The organism is Cardiobacteriaceae bacterium TAE3-ERU3, assembly GCA_019218315.1.
Lineage (GTDB): Bacteria > Pseudomonadota > Gammaproteobacteria > Cardiobacteriales > Cardiobacteriaceae > JAHUUI01.
On record JAHUUI010000001.1, the window covers coordinates 507,635 to 522,677 of the forward strand.

General features: G+C 44.0%; 11 protein-coding genes. 1 reads left to right on the forward strand and 10 read right to left on the reverse strand.

Annotated elements, in window-relative coordinates:
- Positions 1-7 precede the first annotated feature (7 nt).
- Genes KRX19_02330 through KRX19_02345 form a run of 4 tightly spaced genes read right to left on the reverse strand, consistent with a single transcriptional unit; the run spans position 8 to position 3,025 of the window.
- Positions 8-307 carry a hypothetical protein gene (locus KRX19_02330; protein ID MBV7433850.1) on the reverse strand — a complete coding sequence of 100 codons (300 nt, stop codon included), beginning with the start codon at positions 305-307 and terminating at the stop codon, positions 8-10.
- A gap of 34 nt (positions 308-341) precedes the next feature.
- Positions 342-1,478 carry a hypothetical protein gene (locus KRX19_02335; GenBank protein ID MBV7433851.1) on the reverse strand — a complete coding sequence of 379 codons (1,137 nt, stop codon included), beginning with the start codon at positions 1,476-1,478 and terminating at the stop codon, positions 342-344.
- Between the two features lie 3 nt (positions 1,479-1,481).
- Complete coding sequence (locus KRX19_02340) at positions 1,482-2,075, reverse strand: hypothetical protein (GenBank protein MBV7433852.1); 594 nt, start codon at positions 2,073-2,075, stop codon at positions 1,482-1,484.
- Positions 2,076-2,077: 2 nt separating this feature from the next.
- Positions 2,078-3,025 carry an NADP-dependent oxidoreductase gene (locus tag KRX19_02345; protein MBV7433853.1) on the reverse strand — a complete coding sequence of 316 codons (948 nt, stop codon included), beginning with the start codon at positions 3,023-3,025 and terminating at the stop codon, positions 2,078-2,080.
- Between the two features lie 349 nt (positions 3,026-3,374).
- On the opposite strand from KRX19_02345, the gene KRX19_02350 reads away from it, so the two are divergent.
- Positions 3,375-4,109, forward strand: a complete 735-nt coding sequence (locus KRX19_02350) for an arylamine N-acetyltransferase (GenBank protein MBV7433854.1) — start codon at positions 3,375-3,377, stop codon at positions 4,107-4,109.
- 144 nt (positions 4,110-4,253) lie between these two features.
- On the opposite strand, the gene KRX19_02355 is transcribed toward KRX19_02350, so the two are convergent.
- The 6 genes from KRX19_02355 to KRX19_02380 all read right to left on the reverse strand — a co-directional run bounded on the left by KRX19_02355 (position 4,254) and on the right by KRX19_02380 (position 14,997).
- Positions 4,254-5,375, reverse strand: a complete 1,122-nt coding sequence (locus KRX19_02355) for a helix-turn-helix transcriptional regulator (protein ID MBV7433855.1) — start codon at positions 5,373-5,375, stop codon at positions 4,254-4,256.
- Positions 5,376-5,618: 243 nt separating this feature from the next.
- Positions 5,619-6,662, reverse strand: coding sequence for a helix-turn-helix domain-containing protein (locus KRX19_02360; protein ID MBV7433856.1), 1,044 nt, complete (start codon positions 6,660-6,662; stop codon positions 5,619-5,621).
- 316 nt (positions 6,663-6,978) lie between these two features.
- Positions 6,979-10,143, reverse strand: coding sequence for a hypothetical protein (locus tag KRX19_02365; protein MBV7433857.1), 3,165 nt, complete (start codon positions 10,141-10,143; stop codon positions 6,979-6,981).
- Between the two features lie 194 nt (positions 10,144-10,337).
- The gene (locus KRX19_02370; protein ID MBV7433858.1) at positions 10,338-11,246 is read right to left on the reverse strand and encodes a hypothetical protein; all 909 of its coding nucleotides are present in this window, start codon (positions 11,244-11,246) and stop codon (positions 10,338-10,340) included.
- A gap of 16 nt (positions 11,247-11,262) precedes the next feature.
- On the reverse strand, positions 11,263-11,874 hold the full coding sequence (locus KRX19_02375; protein ID MBV7433859.1) for a hypothetical protein: 612 nt from the start codon (positions 11,872-11,874) through the stop codon (positions 11,263-11,265).
- A 666-nt stretch (positions 11,875-12,540) separates the two neighbouring features.
- Positions 12,541-14,997, reverse strand: a complete 2,457-nt coding sequence (locus KRX19_02380) for a glycogen/starch/alpha-glucan phosphorylase (protein ID MBV7433860.1) — start codon at positions 14,995-14,997, stop codon at positions 12,541-12,543.
- Positions 14,998-15,043 lie beyond the last annotated feature (46 nt).

The window sequence follows — 15,043 nt, forward strand, 5'->3', positions numbered from 1 at the left end:
ATAGAAACTACGCACGAGGTGATGAGTAAATGCCTTTGCTATCATAGATGACAATAGTTGAGTTCTGTTTGATGCCGAGCTTTCGCATACCGGCTGTAAATTGCGCTGTATTTGGTATGGTATGTGGCAAGTCAGAATCTGAATCAGAAAAGTCGTGTTCAATATCAAAGATCTGAGCTTTGGGAATGTAATACTCTGTCGCGCTATTATCGCCTTGAATACTGTCCATACTTGCGTCAAGCACAATCAGGTTGGGGTTATCCAGGTTTGCGACGAGCCAGTCACTGTTGACAAGATTACTGCTCATGAGGGATTCCTTTATCAATGTTTCACGTGGAACATTAAAAGCAGATATTATTGCTGCTATTCATGACGATGCGATAGGGTTGCTCAAGGGCGGGCAGATCGATGATGTGTCTAAGGGTGAGGCGTTGCAAGTCGTAAACGAATAGAGCATTTTGCCCACTACGTGTGAATAGGACATATTTGCTACTCCCGCTGATCCAAATATTCATAATGGGTTGATCAGTGGAAAAGTACTGCTCAGCAATAACGTCGAGCGTAGTGAAATCTCGGATTTGTAGACAACCATCACCAGCGATAACCAGATATTTATCAAGCCAACCACTGCGCAAGTAGCGTGGGATGAAGTCAAGCTGTGTACTGATGATTTGTTCAGGACTATGCGGATCAAGATAGACGCGCAGTATACCGCCAAGAGTGGCAAAAGCAGCATGACCACTGTCGCTGATGTACGGGTCAATGAACAGAGTGTCGTCATCAGACGGAAATTGATCGAGCAGAATTTCACGTTCGGTATCGTAGAGATAGGCAGTATCACGATGGTAATCGGTAAAAGCAAGGATGGTGTTGGCTGGGTTAGTCATACCATGCGCGAAGCCATGTTCGCCGCCAACGGGAAGGGTTTGCCATTGCGGTTCGCGTTGAGGAATATGGATGGTTTTGATACCGTTGCTGCGTTGTTGTAAAACGCTGATATGACCGCTAATACTATTGATGACCGTAGAAAAATGAGCAAATTTCGCTTGAAAATGGTCAGGCAATATATCGAGGTTGCCGCTTTTATAATCAAGAAGGGCAATTTGGCTTTCTAGGGCGACAATCAGCAAGCTGGTTTTGGGCAGGAAAAAGAGCCTATAGGCCGGGGTGGGTAAGTCGAAGTGGTGTAGCCGTTGGGTGGCAAGGTCATAAAGATATACGCCACTGATGATGCGATCGGTAAAAGCAAGGTAGGGTGCGTCTTTGCTGCTGGCAATCAGCTTGGGTAGGATAGGCAGGTCTAATATGCCAGTTTGTGTGCCACGCGTAATGTCGGCAATGGCAATAGTGTGGCGGATGATATCAGTAATGAAGGCGAGATTGGCGGGGCTATATTGTGCGCTATCAGCAAGGCTATATGGTGTCGCGAGTAGTGCACCGCTACCGATGGCAAACTGGAGCAGTTGGCGGCGCTGCATAGTTTATTCCACTTCGTGCAAGGCAACGAGGCAAGTGCCAAGTTGCTCACCATCGTGGATGGCTTGATTACGCGTACCGATGAGTTGGTTACCGTAGAAGACAGCATTATATGGCAACCCTTGTGCATTGACGGTTTGCAGAATGTTTTCCGGTGCCGGCGTACCGATCAATTCGTATGGTGCGTCAATTTGTTCGGCAAATTTGCTGATGATGTCGGGGCTATCCCCAAGGTTGAGCATGTCAATTGAGGCGGGGATGGTTTCGCCAAGCTCTACGAGGATGGGCAATTCTGCGCGGCACGGCGCACACCAAGTCGCCCAGACGTTGACAAAGTGCACCGGCGACATATTGCTTAGATGGCTAAGCCCGAAGTCATCAAGGGTAATGGAACTGTCTGTAAGAGGGGTGAAAGTGGCTTTGCAAGCCGGGGCGTTTGCGATGGTGTGCTGTGCTTGTACGAGTTGTTCGGCTGTGGGCTGCTCTGGCAGCTGTGAAGATTCATAAGTAGCCGGATAAAAGGCAAACAGCAAGCCGCTCAGTAATGCTGGTGCCATATTGTTGGCAGGGTTAAAGAGCGTCAATAAGGACAGTAACATAATCAATTCTCGTCAGTAATATCGAGTACGAGTTTGCCATAAGTACGGCCGCTTTCCTGTGCTTTGTGTGCTTCGCTAGCGTCGCACAAAGGATATTTTTGTGCGATGTGCAAGGTCAGGCTGCCATCAGCAAGGTGCGCGAGCAATTTATCGAGAGTGGCTGCATCGGGCTTGACGATGAAGCCGACAACATCAATGCCTTTGCTTTCGCCAGCGGCTTTGAGGGTCGGGACATGAATGCTCGGCAAGCAAATAGCACGACCACCATCACGTAAAGTAGCAAGTGCAGCAACACCAGCATCACCACCAACCAGATCAAGCAGTAAATCTGCTTCAAGTGATGGAAAGCCGTCACAATCGCGGTAGTTAATCCAATTTTCGATTGATACATACTCTTTAATCAAGTTGTATTTATCCTCTGATGCAATGACGCTGATGGTTGCGCCCGTTTTAGCGAGTAACTGCAAGGCAATATGCCCAACGCCTCCAGCCGGAGCACTGATGACTACGTGATCACCAGCCTGAATATTGGCTTTCTCGATCAGCTGCCATGCGGTCTCACCAGCACACGGCAATGCACCTGCATGCTCTAATGAGACATTCTGTGGAACATGCGCAAGTAAATCAGCTTGGACGCTCACATAACGAGCATAAGCACCACCATCAAAACTTAATGCACAAACACGATCTCCGACATTAAAACGCGGATCTTTACTCTCCACTACAATACCGGCGAGATCAAAGCCTAGAATAGCGGGCAAATCATCAGCAATTTTTTCTGCAGCCCAGCCAAGCCCAGCACGGGTTTTGCAATCAATCGGATTAACACCTGCGAAGTGATTTTCAACCAGCACTTCACCTTCAGCACAGGTTGGGCATAGATAATCTCGATGAAAATTTAACTTTTCAGCGCTGCCAAAGGCATCAATAGTGATAGTGGGGTTGACCATAGAACACTCCATTGAGGGATATCTCCTTATTATAGCGAGCTGAAAATTATTTAGTACCGATTGCCATTTGGTACTTGATACAAGATCATATACTCAGGTCAAAGATCATGACATACGGAAACACATTGGTTGATACACTATACTGCTCAAAAGCCAACCAAATTCATATTCCTTGGTTTATGTATTTCCATACTCTATACACATACATCATCACTATCCAAACTCAAAATAAGTCACTCCATGTGAATTTCTTATCTACGATATGGAAATAGGCACAAGAAATGCTATTGCTGGAATCTTGATTGTTCTCTATTATCGATCACCTTACTGATTAATCGGAGTAATACCATTGGATATACAGAAATATATAGAACGTATTGGCTTAGATCATACTCCTGACATCAGTATTCAGAGTTTAAGGCTACTACAAACTCAGCATCTCTTTTTCATTCCATTCGAGAATTTGGATATACATAGCAACACGCCGATCAATCTTGATGAATCGGTGCTGTTCGAGAAAATCGTCACGCGCAAGCGTGGCGGTTATTGCTACGAACTCAATGGATTGTTTTATAGCTTACTCGATGCATTAGGCTACGAGGTATGCCGTGTATCGGCACAAGTGCACCAACAAGGTGAGACTTTTGGTGAACCTTGTGACCACATGGCGCTACTGGTCTCACTCGACGGCTGCGACTGGCTGGTTGATGTCGGCTTTGGTTCTTTTGCGCGCTACCCATTGCAGCTTGAGAGCGAAGAAATACAAGCTGATCCACACGGCAACTACCAAATCACGCCACATCGAGGACTTTATTTAGTCAGCGAAGATGGTAATCCCACTTATTTACTCGACCCGACTCCACGAAAGCTGGCTGAGTTTGCCGCTATGAACCGATATCACCAAACCAGTCCTAAATCCTTTTTCACCAGTCAGCGCATGATCAGTCGCCCAACCGAACACGGCCGTATTACCCTGACTGACCAAGTGCTGAGGATCAGGGAAAACGGTAAGATAGAAGAAACGTCACTAAGTGATCCCATTCAGTTTGAACGAATGTACACCAAGTATTTCAATACATTGTAATGAGCAGAAAATATAGCTGACTTATCCACCACATCACACATAAGATCATTGATGTCAAAATTTTGAGATATCATATTAAGATGACGCGGCAAATTAATCTTGTGTGCAATATGTACCTTTACTTAGATACACCAGACATGAAAATCAGCTACCTATTGCTTGCTCACGCCACTCACTCATAGTCATACCATAAGTTTTGCGGAAAATCTTCCCGACCTGACTTAAATCATCAAAGCCGCAGCGAGAGATCATATGCGAAAAAGACTCCATAGGGCTTGCCTTAATCAAACGAAGTAAGTATTCGAGTCGTAGCTTGGTCGCATACTTCGCCGGGCTGGTATCATAATATGCAAATATTTTATATAGTTGGCTGGTTGAGCAGCCAACTGCTTTTGCCAGTTTATGAATCCGTAGTGGCTGAGATATATGATTCAGCATATATTGCTCAGCTGCACTAAATTGTGCGGCGTACGATTTCTCTGAGTCTGAGGTACTTTTGTGTCCACTCAAGGCTTGGTTAGCCTCAAGGAGAATATGGTGGAGCATGGTTTCAACTTGCATCAACAATGCTTTTTTACAAGTTTCATCGAGAGTTTGCCGTTGCTCAGCCAAAAACCTAATTCTTCCTTGGATAAATGGATAAAGGCTTGATTGCTTGATGAAGTTGGTCATTCTGTATGGATCAGCAAAGCATTCTGGAGTTGAGTGGGGAAAATCATGGCGACATATTGGGATACGCAGTACTGCACCGGATCCAGCCTGATTTTTTAATGCGGAAATATAGCGGCTATCGTAGAGCATGAAGTCATAATGATTTACTTTGATCGCCACTTCATCTTTAGCGCGATGGCTGCGCATAAGCTTAGCTTCCGCTTTGCTATTCAGGCTGAAATAAAAAGATAGCCAAAATAAATCCGCATCTGCATCATCAGTTTGCGTGAATGTACAATTTGCCGCATCATTAATACCCACACCAAGAATAATGCGCTTGGTAAAAGCAATTTCTACATCGACATATCCACTTTGGTTTTGCACTAAAGGCTCGACTTGTAACCCTTGGTAGACACTTGACAGATTACTTCGCCAATAATCAAAGCGTTCTTTTTTGGGTAAAGCAGATGTAGAGAGGTGATGCGTACTGAAACCATCATGCAGCAGTGCTAGCCGCTGCTGCTCACTTAATCTTTGCTGATTTTGTTCGAGGATAAGACTCAACATAATATTGCTTCTTTCAATGGAGGGCTTGCTATATTCTTCCGTACTCATAACTTTACAAAATCGCAGTCTACGTATTCATGTTGCATGATCTAATTCCCTCACACCAGAGTAGGTTCAGATAGCGCAAATAAGTGAACGCTTATATTGGCATCCGAGCTTATGGAGCAAAGGGTTGGTATCAATAATGAATAAAATCTATAAATACAAAAGTGTATGAGTATTAAAACACTTGTATCATTAGATAACCATCACTGGAAATAGGTATATTTACCTAAAAATCAATAAGCATTGTTATGGTTCTGAGGATTCATGCTGTATCTGCTTCCGGTAGCTGCTCATACTGACGCCATAATGTCTTTTAAATAGCTTTCCAGCCTGATCAATATTATTGAAACCGCACTGATAAACCAGTGTTGAGATATGCTGGTTTGCAAAACTCTTTTTGCTGAGCAACTGATGAAGCTTTTCAAGCTTAAGGCGGATAATGTGTTGGTAGGGTGTCGTATTGCAATGAGTGAAAGCACGAAACAATGTGGCTCTTGATGTACCTAGTGCATCAGAAAGGTCTTCTGGCTTCAAAGGCCGGGACATCTGATCCAAGATATATTGCTCAGCCGCAAAATAGAGGCCTCTATAGTGCGTTGCAGCCATACCCTCTAGATCATCTTTCTGCACCATAGCACTGAGAATATTTTGTAAGATCTCTTCCAGAATTTGAATGGCACACTGGAAAAGGAAAAATAACGATGCCTCATCTGCTTCCTTTATAATACGCTGTAATTCAAAAAGATGTTGCTGTAAAAGTGGAAAAAGGTTGTGTTGACGGATAAGTGCTGTAGCTAATTCAGGGTTAAGCTGTTGCCATACACGATACTTTTCATGATCAGTATTTTCTATTGAAAATTGCCAAAGAATACCTTTTCCTGCCGATGACTTAATAGCAAATTCATATCGCTCATCAAAAATATAAAAATCACCAGCGCTGTAGGATGTCTTAATCTGTTTTTGATTGATGAAGTGCGTTGTTTCGCCATGTATTGTGATTGGGAAATAAAGACATAACCAGAATGGCTTTACATCATCATGATGGGCTCCCTGAAAATGATAGACCGCATCAGCGGTATTGATCATTGCCAAAACATGCTGATCAAATCTACAGACCGATGCAGATGCCTGAAAATCAGAACAAGGCTTTGCTTGTTTAATTTGCAATCTGGGAAAGATAGTGTTGATCATCTCATGCCATACACGGAAACGCTTTGATTCAGGCACATCATGCGTATCCATATATTGATATTGTAACGATTTACTATCTGAATTTATGTTGCTGAACATAAAGTGCTTTTCCTTTATCTCGATACTTACCAAAGAACAAGGCGATTTGTATAGCGTATCGCTTATATATCGCTAGGAAACTTTGCATTTCAATAAGAGCAATGCTTGAAATGTTAAGTTCTACATACAGTATGGCATGGGGATGAGACGCAATATGAACATTTGAGAATTTTGGCCACATCCACTCCAATATGGGCTATTTCGATAAAAAATTAAGGTTCTTACCAAGAAATCATATAAACATCCACCAACAGAGATGTTTGCGTCTGCTAAATAGAAAAAGGGAAGAGCATGGCTCTTCCCTTTTTTGTCGGGATTAATTTCCGCTGCGAATAACGCTGCTGATTGAAGCAGCGTTGCCAACAGCCGAAGCCATAGCACTGTTGCCGTACAAAGTAGCACTAGCTACACCATTTGATCCTGATGCATCACGGATAATTTGGCTGCTGTCGTTGCGGGCAATAACATCGCCTGCATTAACTTGAGTATTAGTGATCTTTGTATTGATGCTATTGCCATCAACGCCGGCATTGACAACCATATTATTCACTACATTGTTACCAGCAGCGTAGACGTTACTGCGGTTATTAAGGATACGGCTATCAGAACCATTCAATCCTGTATTGGTACTGTTAATACTGGTTGCAGCATTGAGCGTTGCGCTAATTGCAGCATCATTCTCTTGATTATTATCAATAATGAATAAGTTATTGTTCCCAGTATTAAGCGCTGTGCCACTACGTACTGCCAAAATATTCTCACCATAGTTACCGCTGGCTTTACTGTTCAGAACATTATTGGCAACGGTGAATGAATTTGAACCTGCTGCATTCTGTGAATTGACTGAAATACCATACTTGCCGATTTCCAGTGTTGACGAGACGCTGCCAATCCCGGTTGATTGCTGGTTGGTGATGCCTGAATTAGACTGTGCATTTAACACTGTGCCTGAGCTTAACTCGCTACGGTTAATAGCATAGTTCGCACGAGCATCAGAGCTCACTGCATTACCTTCCAGCGTCAGAGTATTGTTACCAGTAACTCCGTCGGTAATATCGGCTAATAGTTCGCCAATACGAACATTGGCTTTAGCTTCAAATCCATCAGATGTGCTCTGGCTATTGAACAAACTCACTGGTGCAGAAACCGCCAGGTTAGTTGCGCCAGAGACTGCTTGTTTATTCATCGCCAGATTGTTAATAGCCAAGCTACTCACATTGTTCTTGAGAATATTTTGAGTCACACCATTACCACGCTGCATAATGACACCAATTCGCTCGATATCATTATTGGCGCTAACTTTGCTGTTGTGCCCCTCTTGGGTGCTACTCAATAGGGCTTCGGTAGCAATTTCAGCCTGACCAGCATTGGCTACTAGTGACATATCATTGTTAGCTCTATTGCCTTTAGCATCAGCGAACAGCTCGTTATTATTAACATTCTGCTCATCTTGTGCTCTCAGTACCGCAATACCGATACGGTCTGAAACAAGGTTGCTGGCATTGGTCTGGCGATTCATGCCAACTGTCTGTTTATTCGTCAAAGTAGCCCGGTTTCCTGATAATTCAGTACCTTTAGCAGAGAGTACGTTAGATGATTGGTTTTGAAGCGCATTACTACTGACGGTATTGTATTGAACAGTATTTTTATGAGAGTCATTTGTTAATTTACTCTCATTAAAGACCATAATGCCCTTGATCGTATTCGTCGCTGATGTAAGGCTGTTAGCGTTACTCTGCTCGCTCATCTGATCATTGCTAATGCTAAGTGTATTATTGCGAAGCGCACCTGCTGAAGAGGCGGTCACTGCATTTGCACTATCGTTACCCAGACTATTAGCGCTGACAAGGTTTTTGGTTACTACATTATTAGAGCCAATATTTTGGGGAGCTACGATCCCAACATATTTAACAGTATTACTGCTGGTTGTAACACCTTCTGCAGCTATAAGCTGATCATTTTCACTTCTGATATTACTACCAGCAATACTTCCAGCAAGGCTTGTTACAATAGTGCGGTTGTTTGCACTGTTGGTTTTGGCCAATGCTTCCAGGCTATTGTTGCCAATAACGTTACCATCATTGTTAACTTGACCTGCTTTGATGCCCAGTAATCCAACTGTATTTTGAGCTTCACTCTTGTCGCCACGGTATTCCTGAACATTCTTATGAGTTGCTTCAAGTTGCTCAATACTATTTGCTGTGCTGGCAAGCTCGTTGCCTGCACTATTGTGCATGACCCGCGCTGAAATTTGGTTACCTGAAACAGTACCAGCAGCACCGCCAAGATTATCAGCTTGAATACCGAGAACATTCGCAATTGTGTTATGAGCATCGGTATCGACTGAGTCACTCTTCTGCTTATTTTCCAGGCCAATTTTGCCAGCAGTCAGGCTGGTGGTGGCATTTAATGTCGTGGCATTGCTTGCTAGGTTATTACTGGCCGCTGACTCAAATACGTTGCCATTGATATTTAGCGTCCGAACGCTAGTGATGTTGTTAGCTGAAATACCCAGATTATCTACATGTGAGCTAGCTTTGGTAGCATGATTGCTGCTCTCTTGTTGGCTTAGTAAAGCCAAGTTTGATCCTGCAGCACTGGTGCCAGCTTTGACAAAAAGGCTGTTACTGGCTGTGTTGTCAGTCGCATTGATTCTGACCTTGTTGTTATTGATATTTAGCTCAGCGCCTGTGCTGTTCGCAAGCTCGGCACCAAGTGTGGTGATCCTGCTATCAGACGTATTCTCAGCCTTGCTATTTTGATTATTGCTCAGTTTCGCCTCAGCATTTTTCTGTTCTGAAACAGTGTTCACTTTTGTATCATTTACAGCACTATTGGCATACGTTGTTGCACTATGCTTGTTATCCGAAACATTGGCAACGAGTGCGTCAATTGCATTACTAGACTTGATGCCAGTCATATCTGATTTGGATTGCGCACGAATAGCCGCTGTATTATCGGTAGTTTGATGATTGCTAATTTTCGAAGCCGGAGTGCCTGTTTGAGCATTAATACTCAGAGCATGAACAATCGAAGCATTATCAGCGCTATTGCCTGTTGAAATAGCTTCGCGCTGGTTATCATTGACATCGGCTGTAACAGAGTTATGCTCAACTTTAGTGACCGTTAAGCCCTGACTAAAAGCAGTAGTATTACCTAAGCTTCTCTGTATGTTTGTAATTGCGCTATTATTTTCTAAGGCGATAGCCGGAGTATTTACTTCGGATGTTGCGTTAATCTCGTTCGCCCGCGCATTTGCGCTGGCAGTATTCTTATACTGTGTCAGTTTTGCATTAAATTGACTATTTTCGTTTTTAAAACTACTCAGCTGATTAGCTTCTTCAAGCTTGGAGCTGATTTGATCATTTCTGATCTCGGAACCGATTTTAGTTTCGGCTGAAGCATGGCTGATGCTCAGTGCAGCAATTGCACCAACTATCAGACGGACGCAAACTTTTTGCTTTGTGTTAAGCTGTTTCATGAGGATTCTCCTTACTGGGTTCATTAAGTCATCCGTATGGATGGGGTATGGGATTCAGGTGAATCCCGGGTGGGTTATTGGAGCGGGTTCAGCGCTCCGGACGTGGGAACTGTTTCATTCGATCTATACACCATCATTTTTGCTGCGAAGCTCTATCAAGCTGTAAAGATGGAATGGCATTTAAGATCATTTGATTACTCTGTAGTCTTTTGTTGTGCTGGTATAAAGGCATTCTGAATACAGCTGTAACTGCTGATGCCGGTCACACCGGACAGTAATTCAAGTACAGATGTTTCAATCGTGGTCCGCACACCAAGCTGAATAGGCTCAATATTGCGCTCACCAACATTGATATCAAAAAGATTACTGCCAAAGAAGCGGAAGATGCCAAGGCCCGTCTCGTAGCCAGTGATCTGCTTCTGCAAGCTACTGGTTTTGACTACTGCAAGTGTTTTTGTATCGACCAAGCGCAGGTCAACGCCAATATTCATCGTAAATATTCTTGCTTTTGGCCCTATTCCCGAAACCGAGACTTGGCCACCGCCGGACTGGATGTTGTAGTTCAGCTCTGTAATACCGCCGACTATATAGTAGTCCGACTTTAAGATACTGCCACCGTGATAAGGCAGCCAATTAACGCCTTCAGAGCGGCCTTCTGCTGTAGTTAGATTATGCTGGTTACCATCACCGAGCTGGCGCTTATCGATGTAACCTAATTCACGCTCTGCTATATCAGGATCAAAGCGTTCGCGAATCTGAATTGGATAGCCAATTTTACCCAGTGCAGAGTAAACCATCAGTGATCCACCCTGAGTAATGGCGTGGCCTTCATCCTGGTTATACTTGCCGGTATAGTCTTTTACATTCCCAACAGCAACGGAGACAACTGGCGTATGATTTGCCCGTAATGCATTGGCATAACAACTAAAAGCACTTTCAACTGGCGTGATATTATTGCGTGGCTTTGTGCCAATTAGCACAGGTGCTTCACCTTTTTCATAAATGATCCCTTTAGGTGCTGTAGCACAGCCACTAAGCAGCACAGTTGCTGTGACCATCGACATAATCAAGGTACGTTTTTTGCGAATCGATACAAATTTCATGGAGATTGCCTTCAAATTAGTTTAGTGCGCCGCGAAATTCACAAGCCTGACCACCATTCGTCGTTACACTTTGATGACCACTGTTGCTTTGTGTGCTATGTCCGCTCTGTGAAGTTTGACCATTGCCTGCATTAATGACTCCACCATTTGCACTGGAAGGTGAGTGATCTACACTGGCGGAAACACTGCCCGTATTGTTTTGCCTGTTCGTATCTGTAGATGAATTTTGTTCATCACCCGCTTTACTGTAGCTATTGCCGGCACTGTCTGAATTACTATTGGCGCTAACCGGAGCTTGAGGAGAAGAAGTCTGTGCTGTTTGTGCAATCTGGCTCTCATTCGCTTTAGCCGTAGGCTGGAATTGGCAGTTGATTTGCTTATCGATGTTATTCGTGATGTTGGTGACAGTCTTGAAACCATCGTAATAACCGCCTTTTTTCTTTTCCATCACATCCAAAACGAGCATTTTGTTCGCTTTGTCAGCATTACTTTCAAACTGCCACGGGGTGTTTTCATTCGACCACCCACCAGCAGCATAAGCAGGTACAGAAAGAGAAAAAGTAATTATTCCGATAATAGCAATATGTTTTACCTTAATTGCTGACGGATAAAAATCATAGTTTGTCATTACCAACTACTCCGAATTGAATGTCGCGCTACTTTAACGAGATATCATAATTGGCAGTTAGTAAAAAATTCTATGCTTGTCGCATATCCGTTTCAAACGGCTATTAATTGGTTATTAATCAGATGCAGTGAGAGTATCGTATAAGACTATATATTTCATGCTATCACAATGAAATAAATAATATTAATCTGCGCATATTGTATGTTTTAACAGTACGTGATGGAGAGTGGATCAGAGAAATATAGCCGAATATAGGTATATTTTATTATTAATCAAAAATTAATAAATGAATTGATCAAGCTATACGTAAATCACTGTATTCAGGTATGGCATATTATTTATTCATACCTATATACTATTAGGTTTATTTGTACAAACTGAACCAATAGAATATTCAATAATAATAAACAATAGGACTAATTAAAGGGGAAGTGCTCTTAATGACAGCGTACAGATGGTGGTCGCATTGCAACCATCAGTGATGGTGGAGAGTTGCTATGAAGCAAATTCGGTAGCTGGTAGCGGCTTGTTCAATATCTAAAGAAGCTGCTTATTTTGCACGTGCGTGGTTAGGGCTGTAATACTGGCGATAAGCTGCAATAGCTGCACCTTATCGCCAGATTGCCCCACTGACAGGGCCGTAACGGCGGCTTAACTAGCCCTATGTTATTTGAATAAAGGTGGAATATCGTCGATAGGCTTGATATGCCAAATATTTTCAGCGTAGTCACTGATCGAGCGATCTGATGAGAAGTAACCCATCTGTGCAATATTGGCGATCATAGCTTGGCGCCATGCTGCTTTGTTACGGTAGCGCTGATCCACTTGATGTTGCGCATCGACGTAGCTACGGAAGTCAGCCAGTGCCTGATAATAGTCGCCATGGCCTTGAATCGTGTTGGCATAGCGAGTTGGCTCATCAGGGCTGAACGTACCACGGCTGATCGCTTTGATAACATTGCGCAGCTCGCTATCACCATCCATATAATCCATCGGGAAATAACCATTAGCACGAATAGATTCAACTTGGTCCACAGTATTACCGAAGATGAAAATATTGTCGTCGCCAACGGCATCTTTAATTTCCACGTTAGCGCCGTCGAGCGTGCCGATGGTGAGCGCACCATTCAAAGCAAACTTCATATTACTGGTGCCTGATGCTTCAGTGCCGGCAAGAGAAATTTGCTCGGACAAGTCAGCTGCTGGGATGATGATTTGCGCAAGGCTGACGCTATAGTTTGGCAAGAACACCACTTTGATCAAATTACGAATACGCTCGTCATTATTGATGACGTTAGCGACGTCGTTGATTAAATGAATAGTCTGCTTGGCGGCATAGTAAGCAGATGCTGCTTTACCAGCGATGATGAACACACGCGGTAACCAATCAGCCTCAGGATTGGCGAGAATTTGCTGATAGCGATGCACAATGTGCAATACATTCATGGTCTGGCGCTTGTATTCATGGATACGCTTGATTTGGACGTCAAACAGCGCATCCGGGTTGACCGTAATATCCATCGTTTCCTGAATATAGTCCGCTAGGCGCTGCTTGTTGGCACGCTTGACGTCTGCCATCTGCTGCTGAAACTCGCTGTCGTTCTGCCACTCAAGTAATCCCTTGAGTTCAGGCAAGTTGTTACGCCAGCCATCACCAATCTTGTCATCAATCAATGCAGAGAGTCGTGGATTTGCGAGTGCAATCCAGCGCCGAGGGGTCACGCCATTAGTGACGTTGGTAAACCGCTCAGGGAAAATACGCGCAAAGTCAGCAAAGATTGACTGGCGCATTAGCTCCGAGTGTATTTTTGCTACACCATTTATTTTATGCGAACCCACAACGGCAAGCCATGCCATGCGTACGTTACGGCTACCATTTTCATCAATCAATGAGACACGGCGAATCAGATCAATATCACCGGGATATTGATCATTGACCATTTCCAGAAATACTTTGTTGATCTGGAAAATAAGGCTTAGGTGGCGGGGCAGCAAGCGGCCAAGCATATCTACTGGCCATGTTTCCAACGCTTCGCTCATGAGGGTATGGTTGGTGTAAGAAAAGATACTTTGCGCCATTTCCCACGCACGCTCAAAGTCATAGCCGTGCTCATCAATCAGTAGGCGCAGCAATTCAGGAATAGCAAGTGCCGGATGGGTATCATTTAAGTGGATAGCCACTTTATCAGCAAGATTATCGAGGCTCTCATTCATCCGTAAATGGCGCTCAACGATGTCCTGCAGGGATGCTGAACACAGAAAATATTCCTGCTTAAGGCGTAGCTCGCGGCCAATCGCAGTCGAGTCATCCGGATAGAGTACGCGCGACAGGTTTTCCGAGCTATTTTGCTTTTCTATCGCTGCAAAATAATCGCCGCGGTTAAACGACTCGAGGTTAAAAATATCACTGGCGTGGGTTGACCACAGGCGCAAGGTATTGGCATAGCCATTGTCATAGCCGGGAATAATTTCATCAAAACCCAGCGCAATGATATCTTCGGCCTCATACCATTTCTGCTTGCCTTGCTCTTCCTGAACGTAGCCGCCAAAACGGATGCGATACCGCTTACTCGGGCGCACGAAATCCCAAGGTGAACCTTGCTCAAGCCAAGTATCAGGTTGTTCAACTTGTTGCCCATCGACGATTTCCTGACGGAACATACCGTATTCATAGCGAATGCCGTAACCCATCGCAGGGATTTTCAGGGTCGCCAATGAATCAAGGAAACAGGCTGCCAAACGACCTAGACCACCATTGCCAAGGCCGGGATCGCGTTCTTCAGTGATGACCTGATCAAAATTGATGCCTAACTCGTCGAAGGCATCACGCATCAAGGTGTAAACGTCTGATGCGATCAATGCATTGGACAACGTACGCCCCATCAGGTATTCCATCGACAGGTAATAGACGTAACGATGCTTTTCATCAATCTGTACGCGGCGTGAGCGAATCCAGTTTTCGGCAAGAAGATCACGCACAACATATTGAGCAGCAGTCATCCAATTGCTCGGCTTGGCATTGCGCGGATCGCAGCCAAGGGTAAAAATCATTTTATAGACCAGCGCATTTTTTATTGACGCCACATCAGCAGTTGGCTGACGATATGAATAAACAGCATTCATTTAATTGTGTTCCTGTATTTGTCCCTGACAAAAAAGCGTGCTTATC